Origin of the sequence: Arthrobacter sp. UYCo732, assembly GCF_040547265.1 — a bacterium.
Classification (GTDB): Bacteria; Actinomycetota; Actinomycetes; order Actinomycetales; family Micrococcaceae; genus Arthrobacter.
The window spans coordinates 88,401-100,404 of sequence record NZ_JBEPPJ010000002.1 but is presented as its reverse complement, the minus strand read 5'-3'; the positions used below and the strand labels follow the sequence as shown (position 1 = coordinate 100,404).

Sequence of the window (12,004 nt, the reverse complement as noted above, 5' to 3'; positions counted from 1 at the left end):
CATGCTCTTCGCGATCCTCAGTACCGAAGCCATCGCCCATCGGATTCAGTTCCACCGCGACACAGTGACCCTTGAATCGGCCAAGGCCATCTACGCCCACCTCAGTGTCGACGCCCAAGCCGACGGACACGAAACCCTCTCATCACAGACACACGAGGTGGCAGCCACAATCCAGGAGCTCATCCACTGCCAAGAACCGCGAGGGCTGGTCGACTCCGGCCGGTTCATCGAGAGCATCGATGCCATCGTTGAGACAGCACGGGATCTCCGTGACTCCACCTCTGAGGCGTACGACCGCTACGACAAGCGCACTGCCCAGGCCGCCGAGGCGCTGGAGATCCTGCTCGCCTACAGCGACCTTCTGGGGACAGCCGACTTCGAACTCCGCACCGGGACCCGGGCCGCCTGACCCAGCCCCTGTCCGGGCAGGGCGGGAACCGCTGCCGCACACATGGCAGTCAACAAAGCCTCCGCCAGCTCAAAGGAACCGCCATGTTTGAACGCTTCGACAATTCCGCCCGCCGCGCCGTCGTCCTCGCCCAGGAAGAAGCCCGGTCGCTGAACCACAACTACGTCGGCACGGAGCATCTGCTGCTCGCCCTCACCATCGACCGGGGACTCGCCGGCCAGGCCCTCAACGAGCTCGGCGTCACCCACGACAAAGTCCGAGACCACATCCTGGAGCTCATCGGTGCCGGCACCGTCCCCGTCAACGGGCACATCGCGTTCACAGCCCAGTCCCGCGACGTACTGCTCCTGGCCGTCCGCGCCGCCCTCACGGCAAGTGATGACCGTGTGCACCCCGGCCACGTGCTGACCTCCCTGCTCGCCCATGACCGCTCCTCCGTTCCGGTTGCGGCCGTGACGATCGTCCAGTGCGGCGCCAGTGCCGAGACCATCCGTGAGCACCTCGCCGCCCTGACAGCCACCATCGAAACGGCGGACGGCCCCGAACCGATCTTCACGCTGTCGGCCTGACCCCTCTGAAAGGAAAGCAACATGAGTGATCTCCCGAAATCCATCAAGCGGTGGTGCTGCGACGCCTACAAATCCTGCGGCAACACCACCCTGTACCTGGCCGTGTTCGATGGTCCAGAAGGCTACCCCCAGCTCTACGACTACGTGCGCGGCAACGACAACAGCTACACCGGCGGCTGGCACAGCGAACAGTCCATCCGGGACTGGCTCGAAGCCACGAAAGACCACGTTCAGGGAGAACCCGATGTTTGAAAAATTCACGCAGGACGCCCGCAACATTGTCGTCCTCGCCCAGCGCGAATCCCGGGAACTCTCCCACAGCTACATCGGCTCAGAACATCTGCTCCTTGCTCTGGTCCTGGACCTCGGCGTCGTCGGTCGGGCCTTCGCCGACTTGAACATCACCTACGCGGCGGTCAACAACAAGATCATCGAGATCATCGGCCGCGGCAACGTCACCCCGGCCGGACACAGCCCGTTCACGCCCCGTGCCAGCAGCATCCTGAGACTGGCCAACGAAATCTCCGAGCAGTCCGGCCACGGCCACATCGGACCAGAGCACCTCGTCTTCGCTCTCCTGGAGGCTAAGGATTCCGTGGGCGCCCAGGCACTGGTAGCCCTCGGCGCCAAACCGTCCGCCGTCCGCCGGCTCGTTAGCGCATCGTTCGCACGGTCCTACACCGGCGGACAGATCTTCCAGGGCTTCACCGCCGCGGCCGTAGGTGGCCCGTACGATACGAACCCGCTTCGGGACACCGCCGAGGAAGCTGCCGCTGACGCGACCGTTGGGCAGGAGGTCCGCGAGATCCGGTTCGGCCTGGAACGCAGCGAGTACTTCATTGCGGTCAACGGCGGCGGGCTGCCCGTTGAGGAAGTCGGCCGGCACCTGGACTACAACCGGGCACGCACCGCGGCGGAGAACGCCGGCGCCCACGTCCACTTCGTCGTCCCTCAGGTAAAGGCCGTCACCGCACAGACAGCAGCCGGAATCGAAGTGGCCCTCGCCGAGACCATTGTCTGGGAGCCCGTCCGATTCGATACCAGGGTTGAGGTCCTGTCATGAGCACTGAACAGGCAGAAACTCACCCCATCCCTGGCCCTCTCACGTTCGACGCCTTCACCATCCAGAGAATCCCCCAGTCAGCTTCGCCGCTCAATCTCGTGTACCCCAGCCTCGAGCTGGCGGAGCAAGCAACACCGCGGCAAGGTCAGATCCGCCAGGCGACGTTCACGCTGGAACCCGGCGAGGCGCTGGCAGTGAGCACCCGAGGCGGAAACACTGACACCTTCCGATTGTTCCTCGGCTACGCCAGGGCTTACTCCGTGGCGCAAGAAGCAAGAGGGTATGTCGTGATTCTGACCCCGAGGCCCTGGCCCCTGGTTGCCGAAGCAGCCGACGGCACCGAGGTGGTCATCGGGCAGCGGACGGGATGGAAGCACGACTTCATCAACCGCCGGCTGGTGTTCACCGACTGACGTTCCCGGGCTGGGTGAGGGAGCCGGCGCTTTCCGCACACATAGGGAACATGAGCCGCACACCTGATCCACGCGCTAACGGAATTTCCACCAACGACTACTGCGCGCTGCTCCCCCGACGCCGCCACTCCTACCAGGGACGCGGGCTGGTCCTGCTGCTGCCTCGCACCGGCCTGGTTGTTGTCCCCTTTGAGGAGCTCAAAGGCGGCGGCTGGTACGTCGCCGTCGTTGAAGGCCACGGCTCCTATCCTGTCGGCGGCCACCACGTGTACGCCTCCGACGCGGAGATCGAAACGGCAGTTGAGCTCGGACTCGGCGAACCCGCCCCGGTCCGGTTCGTCAACCAGGACGAGGCCGAGGCACTGGAGGACGGAACTTACATCCTGACCCGTTCACACGGCGGCCTCTGCAAGACCACCGACGTGGACGGAACCCTGTGGACCCGGAGCATCATCAACAAGGTTGCTTTGCGCACCGATGAGATCGTCGACCAGTTCCCCGTGGTCATCCCCGGACCCTCCGCAGCAAAGACCGCTGACGTCGGGAGGTTGGACGCGCCGCACTTCGTGCACACGCCGGAGGAAGCCGAGGCGCTCCCTGACCGCGAATCGATCCTCACTCCGGGCGGCATCGTGTTCCGCAAATGGGACGGCTACTATCGCGCCGGCGAGGCCACCTGGTGCCGGTTCATGCACACCCCGATCACCACACATCTGCTCGACGTGAACGTGCACTTCCCGGCCAAGGTCCTCGGCACCGCACCCGCGAGGGAGTCCGCCAATGTTTGAGAAGTTCAATGACACTGCCCGCGCCACCATCCTCATGGCCAAAGACATCGCCGTCTACTACGGCCGGGACCACATCAGCACAGGCCACCTGCTGCTCGCCGTCATCGGCCACCCCGCTGCGGAGCCGCGATGGAGGAACTGGCAGGGTACGACCCCGAATACGGCCGCAGTGATCACCGCCCTGGGAACCACCCCGGAAGCCATCATCGACCAGACCGTTCCGGCGCTCACTTTCGGCACTGGGTCCAAGCCGGGCCACCTGCCTTTCACACCGAACATGAAGCAAGCCCTCGAGTTTGCGCTTCGCTCCTCCATGACCCTCGGGGACAACCACATCGGCCCCGAACACCTGCTCGCCGGCCTGGCCCGCACCGTGGACTTATCCGCCGGCATCATCCTGGCACGGCTCGGGATCACCGACCTCAAAGTCCACGCAGCCATCCAGGACTCAACACCGGCCCCGGCACCGACTGCCGCGAGGATCTGCAACGTCTACCTGCCGGTCGGGAAGTCCATCTTCAAGAACGGCGCCAAGATCTACCCCGACCTGGGCTCCGCACAGGCAGCCCATCCCGGCGTGGAGATCGCACCGTTTGCCTTCCAGCTGCACGATGGCGAATTCTTCGACGTCTGCACGCTATACCCGAAGCGTTCCTCCTGGGGGAAGTTCGCTTCCTACCCGGACGCCTTCGCCGCGGCCCTCGAACTCAAAGACACCGCGGGCAGCGGCCTCCAGATCCACATCATGGTTCCGACGGTGACCGAGATGACCGGCAAGAATTCCCGCGGTCACGACGTGGTCCTCGGCCGCTCCGCCGACTACACCAGCATCCGGATGATGACCCGGCTGCTGACCGACCACCCCGACGTTGAGAAGCTCGCCGCCAAATAAGACGGCACAAGCAGAAAGCCGCAGGCCCTCCCGGTCTGCGGCTTTCGCCGTCCTGGTGAGGCACGCTCCGGCGTCCGCACACATTGTCACGGGCAGGACCTTCCTGCGCAGGAGACCAAGGACTTCCATGACCCCATCCACTGCACGTTCCGGCACGCCCGACCTCACCGCCGCGCTCAAAGATCTCCGCGCGCTCGGCGGTGCACTGATCCGCACTTTCAGCCCCGGCCCTTTCCCGGCCTACACCCGGCTGTCCCGCAACATCTGCGCAGCACTCGCCAACCCGGCGGCCCCGCTCAATGACCGGATCCTCACCGCCGACATCATGCTGCGCCAGATCGACACGCTCCAGTCACAGGTCGCCGGCATTCCCGGCATCGGGGTCCTTCACGGTCACCGCCTCATCAAAGTCGCTGACACCCTCGCCGCTTACCGGACCTCAATGGAACCGGAAGCAGGAAGGTCGGCGGCCTGAGTATGCTGCCGTTCAGCTATCGTGGCATCACCGACGAGAGGACCCCGAAATGCCTGACCAGCTTCCGACGTTCGATGACATGCGCGCAAAAGCGTTCGCCATGCTCGGCGACGTCGAAGACGAGCTCCGATCCGACTGGCGCGAAGGAACCGGACCGGACACCGACCAGGCCGAGGCGTTGCGGGACGCACGCCGGGCAATAGCCCAAGCCAAGTCAGCGCTGGACCGGGCCGCCAGATAGCGACTACCCGCGTTCGATCCTGCCGCGCCGCCGTCAGGTGGTGCGCTGTGTTGGGCCGGCGATAGCCGCGGACCCGGTGTGGAAATCCGAACAGCCAGACTGGAAAAGTTTTGGTGGCAGCTGGCGGTTGGGCATATTAAGAGGACTCGGGGCTGCGCCCCTCGCCCCTTCGTTTCCCGTTTCGCTGACCTCATCGCTCTTCGTCTCGTTCTCCACGGAGTGGTTCTTCTTTTTGTTTCCTGGCCTGCGGCCGGCTGCTCGCGCGCTGCGCGCGCTCCGCGGCATGCTTTTCGCCGCGGCTGCTTCTTGGTTCCCGTTTTGGTGGTTCGTGCTTCGCTGCGCTCCGCGTCCGCGCTGCGCGCGGCCCGTCTCGTTTCCTTCCCGCCTTCCGACTCGTTCGTCGTCTTGTTTGACTGGCCGCTGCGCGGCCTTTTCCGTGGTGTCTCCGCTGCGCGGAGCTGCGCCATCCCCGGCTTCGCCGTCTTCTGTTCACCGCCTCGCTGTCTTTTCGTTTCTCTCAGGGCTCCGCCCTGGGACGGTGGGTTCTTCCGTCTCATTATTGGTTCACCGTTGGTGTCGCCTGCGGCGGGCGGTCAGTGCCTCGTCGCGTTGCGCGTGCTGGTTTACGGATCGTTTCTCTTCGTGTCCCGGAGGCTGCGCCTCCTGCTTTTCAATTCGTCGTCCGGGTCGTTCCTCGACATGTTCCCCTGTCCGGAGCTTTGCGCAGCAATGGTCCGGGGCAGACGTGGATTTATTCGCGTCTGGGGGATGCGCCCCGGGCCGGCGGGTTCGTCCGTCGGTGCCTGAGCTTGGGGCGGTGTCGCCTGCGGCGGGCCGTCAGCGTCTGGTCTTCCGCTGAGGTTCACGGAAAGTTTGTCTGCGGTCCGGAGCTTTGCGGAGCAACGGTCCGTGGCAGACGGGGATTTATTCACGTCTGGCTGCGCCGCCGTCTCGTGGACGGATCGTTCACGGGCAGGGCAACGAAGTGGACAACGGCGCTACGCGCTGGCGGCCTCCACCGTGAAGAATCAGGACAGCGTTGCAGATCGTCCACGCCAGCAACCATTGCGAAGCAATTCGTCCAGCGCATCGGTTCTGCATTCCGAAAAACGGTACGGTCCGACTCCCCGCGCCGCAGGCATCTCATTGGTTCCTCACCAACCAACCCTGCCGTCCACACCACCGGGGCGCAGCCCCCTCACCACGCATCAGAATTCCACCCACCCTCTATGTGCGCCGCACCCCCACCGCCGGCCGCAGGCCAAACCCCGCCACAACAAACGGCGTCCAACATCTACAACCCACGTGGCACCCACTGCCGGCCGCAGGCCATTAAAGGCCCGCTGCAAGCGACACCCAAGGCAACATGCGCCGAGCATGGGACCACCCAAAACTTTTTGGGGGAAAGTTCGGGAAAACGCCGTCGCTTCCGAAGGGCCGCCGCACACAGAAGAAGTAGCGAAGAAAGAGCCACGGGCCCCGTCTTGGGGACACCGGAACGCTTGCGCATGGCGGTCTGGCATGTTCGAAGCCGTACATATGTTCTATAGGCAAGAAGGGTCCGCGCGGGCCAATCCCGGCTTCGGGCGATTCGGGTATTTCTGCAGCCGATTCGGAGCTGTGAAAAGCCCTGAATCCGCCTAGCAGGGTTCGGGCTGCCGTACCTCGGGAAACTACGCATGTTTCCCGGTATGGAACAGCGGATATTTCGCCTGGCACGGGCCGGCGGCATCGACACAAACCCCACAACCTTCACACAGCGTGCCGGGACTTTCGCCTCGGCCGCCACCAACGCCGGCCAAGCCACCCTACTGACCCGGCGCGAGTCCAGCGGGCTGAACGGTTACCTGATTCTGCCGGCCTCCTCCCTCGGTACGAACGCTCCGTTGCACCTCGCCCACACCGTCGGCGCCCGCGCCGAGGAAGCAGTAATGCCGGAGGATCTCGGCGACACTCCGGCCATCGGTACGCTCACGTACCGGCCCTCCCCCGCGCTCCGCGAGACGCAGTCCGGGATTGATCCGACCGAGCTCCCGCGGATCCTGGCCAACGCGATGCCGGAAGGTTCCTGGGTGTCCGTCACGATGCGCAAGCCCTCCAACAAGGAGCGGAAGCACTACACGCCGTGGCTCGGGAACCGGCTGGGCACCGCAGTCCCGACGCACCACTCGACCTCCCCGACCGCGGTGGTCGTGTCGATCACCGCCGGCGGTTCCTCGAAGGAGGAAGTGACCTCGCTGCTCTCCCAGGTCACCGCGGGCCTGCCCGGTTTCGACCTGGACTCCGGTGTCCGGTTTGCCCCGACGAAGCACGCGCTGTTCTTCGGTCTGCCTGCCGGTCTGGCCCTGGCCGCGGCGACCCTGTTCGGGCTCCCGCTGCTGCCTGCCGAGTACGCCACCTACGTCCCCGCAGGCATCACACCGTTTCTCTACGCGATCGCCGGCGCCGCCGCCGTCCTGGGACTCGCCGCCCTCACCGGACGGATTTCCGCGCCGGACACGAAGCTGCGCAACCGGCTCGCCCAAGCGGTCTTCGCTTCACCCCCGGCACGCCGAGGCCGGCCCCGTCCGCCCCGAAAGGAGCAGACCATCCGCGGCACCAGGCGGGTCGGTGATGAGAAGGTCCCGTTCGAAAAGTACGTGCCGGCCTCCGACGGGGACTACCCGCTGGCCATGGACACGTTCATGGTCGGACCCAACGTGGTGGTCGGCATGGTTTCCCCTCACGCCGGTGCCGTCTCCGGTGCCGCAGCAACACGGGCCCGTTCCACCCCGCCTGTGATGCTGCAGAAGATCGGGCCGCTGCTGGGCACCAACGATGACGGGTCGGCCCACCTGTCAGCAGCCGCCATGTTGTTTGGCGTGGCGGTCGTCGGCAAGCCCGGCAGTGGTAAATCGCTTCTGGTCCGGTCCCTGTTCGGCTGGCACTGCCTGGAACGGGTCAACCCGACCGGCAAGCCCGGCTACCCCGGAACCAACAACACCCTCATCGCTTTCGAGTCCAAGGGCGACGGCGTCGCCAAGTATGTCGATTGGGCGCACAAGCTCGGCGACAAGGTTCTCACCATCGACGTGGCGGACCCGCGCACCCGCGGCATCGACCTGTTCGCCGTCCCGGGTGACAACGCGGCCAAGGCGCTGTTCTTCACCAACGCGATGAAGTACACGTTCGGTGCCGAAGCGATCGGGGTCCGGTCGTTCCCGACCATCGTGTCGGTTCTTACGGCGGCGATGTCCGTCGATGACCGCGTGCTGGACTCCATCGAAGACCGGGACGAGCGCATCCTCAAGCACGGCATGTCCCCGATCTACTACGCCTACCAGCTCCTCGCCGGCACCTCCGACAAGATCGCCGTCCAGCTCGCGCTCGGCATCAAAGCCCTGGGCGTCAAGCTGCGCGAACGCGGCACCCCCGACGAGACACTGGAGCAGGCATACATCGCCATCTCTTCGCTCTTCGAAGACCGCACCGAGTCAGCCCGCCGTCCGTTCTTGGAACCGCCGCGCAACAAGTTCGAGCAGCTCCTGCTCCTGGAAGACTGGTGGAGCCCGGAACGGAAGAAGGTCAGCTGGACCGCCATCCTCGAAGGTCACCGCTCCGTCGTCATCAACACCGGTTCCTCCCCGTCCGGCGTCCTCCTTGAAGACGAACAGAACCAGCAGATCTCCTCGCTGCTGATGTTCTCGCTGCAGAACGCACTCAAGCGCACCTGCTCCGGCTGGCTGGAAGCAGAGCGGTCCGTCTCGATCTTCGCCGACGAACTCTCCCTGCTGGCCGGCACCTCCCCGGAAGTGATCGCCTGGATCCGAGACCAGGGCCGGTCCTACGGCATCCGTGCCATCCTCGCGACCCAGCGTCCCGAGCAGCTCGGCGCCGCACTGCGCAACAACTTCCTCACCTACTCGACCCTGATCTCCTTCGCCCAGACGGACGTCAGCACTGCCGGAGAGGTCGCAGCGAACGTCGGCTCCAACGGCGAATGGACCACCGAAGACATCCAGCACCTGGAGCCGTACCACGTCGTCGTCCGCTCCGAAGTGGAGCAGCGCCGGCAGTCCGCGTTCATCGTCAAGCTCCCCAACTTCGAAGCCGACATCTCCACCTACGCAGCAGCGCAGGGTTACACCCACGAACCCGCAGGAGCTTTCCCTTGGTAGCAGTAAAACCAGAACGCCGGGCCGCCGCCGAGGGCATCCACGCCGAGATGATGCCCTCGGCCAACCCGGTCGAAGACCTGGCCATGTACAACCGCCGCGACCCGTACTGGGACCGGCTCTGGGCGCCGGGCTCCCAGGCCAACTGGGTAACCGGCCCGATGGCCAGGCACCACAAGAAGGAAGGCCTCAGCCCGGTCAACGCCAAGCTCCTCCTCGCGGAGGACGACGCGCTGCGCATCGCCACCTCCAACCGCGGCCGCACCGAACGGCTCGCCGCCTGGGGTGTGCTGGACTCATGGCGGACAGCCTCGGCAGAGCAGGTCGCCGCCTTTACCGGTTGCCGGTATTTTCTGGACCCCAACTATTCCTCGATGGCCGCGTCCTTCACCCTGGACCTGCTGGACATCGGCGTCTACGCGAACAAGCTGCGGCTCAACCCCGGCATGGACAGCAGCGTTGTTTTCCGGACCGCGAACTCCGAAGCCTTCAACAAGGTCATCGAGCCGACCCTCACCGGTCCTGAATGGCTGAGCGTCACCGCCGGCCAGCCCTGGTCAACCGGCGGCCAGTACGACCGGCACAATGTCATCTCCACCGAACTGGGCCTGCGAGCTGCGGAGTACCTGGACATCGGCGCGGTCATGGGCGAGAAGTTGTCCTCCGTCGACCTGCTCGCCGGTTCCGGGCTCGGGAAGAAGCTGACCAGGGCTGACGGCCGGCGCGCCGACGGTACCATCATTCGGCACGACGGCATGCGGATTGCCTTCGAACTGACGGCCACCGCGTCGACGTCCTTTGAGAGCAAGGTCCGACGCTGGGCGCAGGTCATTTCCGAACGCCCGCTGGAAACCTCCGGGCTGACCATCGTGTTCATCGCCGCACCGCACCCGGACCGTTCCACTCACACCGGCACCGACCCGCGGCACGAAATCTACCGGATCCTTTCCAAAGTGCTCCGTGAATTCCCCGGCCGCGGCCAGGACTCCCCCGCCGCGCGGATCGGCATCGCCCACTGGGAAGAGTGGTTCCCGGACCGGCATCTGATGAGCGAGGCGTTCTTCAACCTCGAGGCCGACTTCGCCATCAACGACGCCACGGGCCCGGAGCGGTGGGTGCGGCGCGGCATGCTCACCGACTACGACTTCACCCCGTGGCACACCTTCGACGCGACCGCTGTTTTGGAGAACTCCAAGCTGCTCGCGGCCACACCGCACTGGCTGCGGGAAGGCGACCACACAGCACTGATCGGCACACCTATGGAACGGGCCAACGTCGAGGTTCCGCACCCTGCGCCCGCCAAACCGCATCTGGTCAAGGGCAGGCCCCTCGGGGCAGCCATCGGCAACGGCGGCGACGCGAAACTCCCGCGCCGGCTCCGCATCGAATGGTCATGAGTCGATCAAGATTTGCGCAGGATCCCGTGCAGCCTTCGACCCGACGGCTACCCTGACACAAATGCCATCGACATACCGGGGGAAATCATGGGAGCACGTTCCGATCAGCGAGACGCGATTACACGAGTTCCTCGCGGATGGGTGAAGGCCCTTCCGGCAAGGGCTTGGACGCTGGCACTCCCCCTCGTGGTGATGGGGTTGGCTGGCTGCGGCGGCGCGTCCGATGCATCAACCCCCGAGCCCTCGGCCGCAACGTCGTCCGCGCCCGCGGAGCCCCTCATCAAGCAGGCACGTCAATCGTGCAAGCTCGACGACAGTGTCTTCAGTCCGTTCGCCACCCTCGGGGACGCCGGCTACTCGATCACCATGCAAGGCTCCCCGGAGGATCCCATGATGACCAACGTCCTCAAAGTCACCGGCGTCCCCGACGGTCTCATAGTGTGTGTCCTCAAGGCCGCGGCGGCGCCAGACAGCGTCGTGAGTCAGATCGATGCGACCCGCGCCTTGGACGGCATGCAGAAAGCTTCCTGGGACAAGATTTCGGCGACCTGGACGTACCATCCGAAACAGGGTCTCAAACTAATCCTGGCCGAGTCGAAGTAGCCTTCCGCCACGGACACGCGTCCTGGCTGCCCGCGGGCGGTGGCGCCGATCGGACGATCCTCTGGCGGGACCGCCGCCAGCGGCGCATACTTTCCCCATGTCAGGACCGATACAAGGAGACGGCAATCCCGAAGTTCTCCGGCCTGCCGACACGCCAGGAGCCCCGCCCCGTCCGCCGGGCCGCTCCTGGCGTTTTGATGTGGCATGGATCGGCGCCTTCGGGATCGGCCTGTATGTTCTGCTCCGCTTTCCGTTTGCGGTCTTCTACTCCGAGCTTGGGACAACACCTGAGGAAGCCGGCCTCACCTACAGCCAGACATTGGCACAGTCATCCCTGGCGGTCCTGGTCATCTTCGTCCTCGTCGTGCTCTCGACCTGGCTGCTTCTCACCTACCTCCGCCACACAGTCCGGGGTGCGATGGTCGGGCGGGGCCCTAACGCTTCACGAAGATACTTAGCCGGTCTGGACGAACCGGAATTTGAAAAGCATCTGGCCAAGCTCACGGAGTATTGGTCACGCAACCCGGCAGACCTCGCCACGTTCGAGCACGAAATGCCGCTGCGGTCGTGGCTGAGGGAATTCGACCGACTCAGGACAGTCGACAACCGCCAGCGCGCCGAGGCAAGGGCAGTGCTGCGAACGCTGTCTTCAGGGGACCACTTCACCCGACGGCCGGTAGTTTTTGTCGCGGTGACCGTGGCTTACGTCGCGGTGGTCCTGGTCGGCGTCGGCCCCATGCTCGCGCGCGACCAGGCAGACCGTCTCAAACACTGCGAGGACGGGCAGTCCTTTCCGGGCTTCCGGTTCGCCGGCCCGCACGTCCAGCTGTTCAAGACGGAGACGAACACGGAAGCCTACGCCGACCGGAAGCTGCTCCTGCTCGGAGGCGACTCCAGCAGGTACGTCCTCTACGACTGCAACAAAAAGACAATCCTCCGTGTGCCAAACTCCAGCTACATCGTCATCAACGCCGGCGACCGGCCCTGACTTTCCGAGCCT

The 12,004-nt window shown here is 65.1% G+C and carries 13 protein-coding genes; all 13 read left to right on the top strand.

Going from position 1 to position 12,004, the window contains the following annotated elements; all coding sequences use genetic code 11:
* Window position 1: 1 nt before the first annotated feature.
* The 13 genes from ABIB45_RS03510 to ABIB45_RS03450 all read left to right on the top strand — a co-directional run bounded on the left by ABIB45_RS03510 (window position 2) and on the right by ABIB45_RS03450 (window position 11,992).
* Window positions 2–409, top strand: a complete 408-nt coding sequence (locus ABIB45_RS03510) for a hypothetical protein (RefSeq protein ID WP_354214547.1) — start codon at window positions 2–4, stop codon at window positions 407–409.
* Between the two features lie 83 nt (window positions 410–492).
* Complete coding sequence (locus ABIB45_RS03505) at window positions 493–978, top strand: Clp protease N-terminal domain-containing protein (protein ID WP_354214546.1); 486 nt, start codon at window positions 493–495, stop codon at window positions 976–978.
* A 21-nt stretch (window positions 979–999) separates the two neighbouring features.
* Window positions 1,000–1,230, top strand: coding sequence for a hypothetical protein (locus ABIB45_RS03500; protein WP_354214545.1), 231 nt, complete (start codon window positions 1,000–1,002; stop codon window positions 1,228–1,230).
* Entirely contained in the window at window positions 1,223–2,041 is an 819-nt protein-coding gene (locus ABIB45_RS03495; protein ID WP_354214544.1) for a Clp protease N-terminal domain-containing protein, read from the top strand. The genes ABIB45_RS03500 and ABIB45_RS03495 overlap by 8 nt, the downstream gene beginning before the upstream one ends.
* A complete protein-coding gene (locus ABIB45_RS03490) occupies window positions 2,038–2,454 on the top strand; it encodes a hypothetical protein (protein ID WP_354214543.1) in 417 nt (138 codons plus the stop codon). Before ABIB45_RS03495 ends, ABIB45_RS03490 begins: the two co-directional genes overlap by 4 nt.
* Before the next feature lie 50 nt (window positions 2,455–2,504).
* Window positions 2,505–3,242, top strand: a complete 738-nt coding sequence (locus ABIB45_RS03485) for a hypothetical protein (protein WP_354214542.1) — start codon at window positions 2,505–2,507, stop codon at window positions 3,240–3,242.
* Window positions 3,235–4,134, top strand: a complete 900-nt coding sequence (locus ABIB45_RS03480) for a Clp protease N-terminal domain-containing protein (protein ID WP_354214541.1) — start codon at window positions 3,235–3,237, stop codon at window positions 4,132–4,134. The genes ABIB45_RS03485 and ABIB45_RS03480 overlap by 8 nt, the downstream gene beginning before the upstream one ends.
* A gap of 127 nt (window positions 4,135–4,261) precedes the next feature.
* Window positions 4,262–4,609 (top strand): hypothetical protein, encoded by a 348-nt coding sequence (locus ABIB45_RS03475; protein WP_354214540.1) that lies wholly within the window; start codon window positions 4,262–4,264, stop codon window positions 4,607–4,609.
* A 49-nt stretch (window positions 4,610–4,658) separates the two neighbouring features.
* Window positions 4,659–4,850: a hypothetical protein gene (locus tag ABIB45_RS03470; protein ID WP_354214539.1), complete on the top strand. Its 192-nt coding sequence runs from the start codon at window positions 4,659–4,661 to the stop codon at window positions 4,848–4,850.
* 1,679 nt (window positions 4,851–6,529) lie between these two features.
* Entirely contained in the window at window positions 6,530–9,007 is a 2,478-nt protein-coding gene (locus ABIB45_RS03465; RefSeq protein ID WP_354214538.1) for a type IV secretory system conjugative DNA transfer family protein, read from the top strand.
* Window positions 9,001–10,401, top strand: a complete 1,401-nt coding sequence (locus ABIB45_RS03460; RefSeq protein WP_354214537.1) for a hypothetical protein — start codon at window positions 9,001–9,003, stop codon at window positions 10,399–10,401. The genes ABIB45_RS03465 and ABIB45_RS03460 overlap by 7 nt, the downstream gene beginning before the upstream one ends.
* A 141-nt stretch (window positions 10,402–10,542) precedes the next feature.
* Window positions 10,543–11,004, top strand: coding sequence for a hypothetical protein (locus ABIB45_RS03455; RefSeq protein ID WP_354214536.1), 462 nt, complete (start codon window positions 10,543–10,545; stop codon window positions 11,002–11,004).
* A gap of 97 nt (window positions 11,005–11,101) precedes the next feature.
* Window positions 11,102–11,992, top strand: a complete 891-nt coding sequence (locus tag ABIB45_RS03450) for a hypothetical protein (protein ID WP_354214535.1) — start codon at window positions 11,102–11,104, stop codon at window positions 11,990–11,992.
* The last annotated feature ends 12 nt before the right edge of the window (window positions 11,993–12,004 follow it).

Bases quoted from the DNA above. Each gene is read 5' to 3' on its own strand.
- ABIB45_RS03510 (WP_354214547.1), top strand. From the start codon at position 2: ATGCTCTTCGCGATCCTCAGTACCGAAGCCATCGCCCATCGGATTCAG.
- ABIB45_RS03505 (WP_354214546.1), top strand. From the start codon at position 493: ATGTTTGAACGCTTCGACAATTCCGCCCGCCGCGCCGTCGTCCTCGCC.
- ABIB45_RS03500 (WP_354214545.1), top strand. From the start codon at position 1,000: ATGAGTGATCTCCCGAAATCCATCAAGCGGTGGTGCTGCGACGCCTAC.
- ABIB45_RS03495 (WP_354214544.1), top strand. From the start codon at position 1,223: ATGTTTGAAAAATTCACGCAGGACGCCCGCAACATTGTCGTCCTCGCC.
- ABIB45_RS03490 (WP_354214543.1), top strand. From the start codon at position 2,038: ATGAGCACTGAACAGGCAGAAACTCACCCCATCCCTGGCCCTCTCACG.
- ABIB45_RS03485 (WP_354214542.1), top strand. From the start codon at position 2,505: ATGAGCCGCACACCTGATCCACGCGCTAACGGAATTTCCACCAACGAC.
- ABIB45_RS03480 (WP_354214541.1), top strand. From the start codon at position 3,235: ATGTTTGAGAAGTTCAATGACACTGCCCGCGCCACCATCCTCATGGCC.
- ABIB45_RS03475 (WP_354214540.1), top strand. From the start codon at position 4,262: ATGACCCCATCCACTGCACGTTCCGGCACGCCCGACCTCACCGCCGCG.
- ABIB45_RS03470 (WP_354214539.1), top strand. From the start codon at position 4,659: ATGCCTGACCAGCTTCCGACGTTCGATGACATGCGCGCAAAAGCGTTC.
- ABIB45_RS03465 (WP_354214538.1), top strand. From the start codon at position 6,530: ATGTTTCCCGGTATGGAACAGCGGATATTTCGCCTGGCACGGGCCGGC.
- ABIB45_RS03450 (WP_354214535.1), top strand. From the start codon at position 11,102: ATGTCAGGACCGATACAAGGAGACGGCAATCCCGAAGTTCTCCGGCCT.